This is a genomic window from Streptomyces niveiscabiei, from assembly GCF_001419795.1.
Lineage (GTDB): Bacteria > Actinomycetota > Actinomycetes > Streptomycetales > Streptomycetaceae > Streptomyces > Streptomyces niveiscabiei.
On sequence record NZ_LIRL01001199.1, the window covers coordinates 1 to 1,245 of the forward strand.

1 protein-coding gene is annotated in these 1,245 nt (G+C 76.1%); it reads right to left on the reverse strand.

Translation table 11 applies throughout. The features are described from left to right. Positions 1–5 precede the first annotated feature (5 nt). A partial coding sequence (locus AOK24_RS42010) for a zf-HC2 domain-containing protein (protein ID WP_055725137.1) occupies positions 6–1,245 on the reverse strand: 1,240 nt, incomplete at its 5' end.

Sequence of the window (1,245 nt, forward strand, 5' to 3'; positions counted from 1 at the left end):
ACCCCCTACATCCGGCTCAACGCCGCCGCAGCGAACAGCACGTCCCTGATCGCCTCCCGGTCCCCGACCTGCCCCGCAGCCGCGTCCTCCGGCGTGATGTGCCCGGCGGCGAGCTGGCAGAACTCGACCCCGTCCAACGCGATGTGCGCGACCTCGTACTCGGCGGACCCGACGGCCGCGGGCGAGTCGAGCGGGATGAACCACTCACCCCCACCGAGCCCCTCGATCTCCAGCCGAAGGCTGCGACCGGGGTGCCCGGCGGGGACGAGGTGACGGGTACGCCCGGGCGACGCGAGCCCGGCACGTCGCCGCTCCGCCAGCGCGGTGGGCAGCATCCGCGCGGCCAGCTCGATCATCGCGCGCAGATGACGCGGCGCGGGCGGATCGTACGGATAGTCCACGGCCTGCGCGATGTCGTCCGCGTGGACCCAGCACTCGAAGGCCCGGTCGAGCAGCGCGTCCCGCAGGGGCAGCTCGAAGTCGCCGTAGGACACCCCGAGCCCCCCGGCGGAGCCGCCCGTGAAGGACGCGGTCCGCACGATGTCGTGGGCCTGGGCCCGCCAGGGCGCGCGCACGGTACGGGTGTGGGGGAACCGGGAGTTGCGCCAGGAGTACTCGGTCCGGGCGACGGGCCCGCACCCCACCTCGCCCGGCCCGCCGCGCAGCGGATCGTCGAGCCCGAGCGCGACGGCGACGAGCCCGTCGACCGCGTGGAGGTGCGCGATGACCCCGGCGACGGTGGTGCGCCGGCTCTCCTGCCGCTCTCCGGCGAACCACCGCAGCCGTACGGGCGCGTGCCACTCGGAGTCCCCGAAGTCCTGGAGCAGCGCGTCGAGCCGGGCGGCCTCCGCGTCGTACGACAGGGCCCACTCCGGCACGGGGATGCGCGGCGGACGCCGTTCGAGGCAGCTCGCGAGGACCCGCGTACGCAGCCCGGGGTCGAGGTCGAGCGGCTCGGGCCGCTGGAGCAGCCCGACGGCCTCGCGCAGCCGGCGCGCCTCGTCCGCGCAGGCCCCGCACCCGCCGAGGTGTTCCTCGACGGCCTCGGACTCCTCCGCGGAGCACGCCGCCAGCGCCCACGCGCCGAGCAGTGACTTGAGCACCGGGTGCTCCAGAGGGGGTGTCGGCGGTGCGGGGACGGCCCCGCCTTCCTGTCGTACGGCGGGGTACGCCTCGTCGTCCTCGGCGGCGGCGCGCGGCAGCGGTATCCGGGGCGACGGCTGGGCGGGGCCGGGGGTGTTGGGG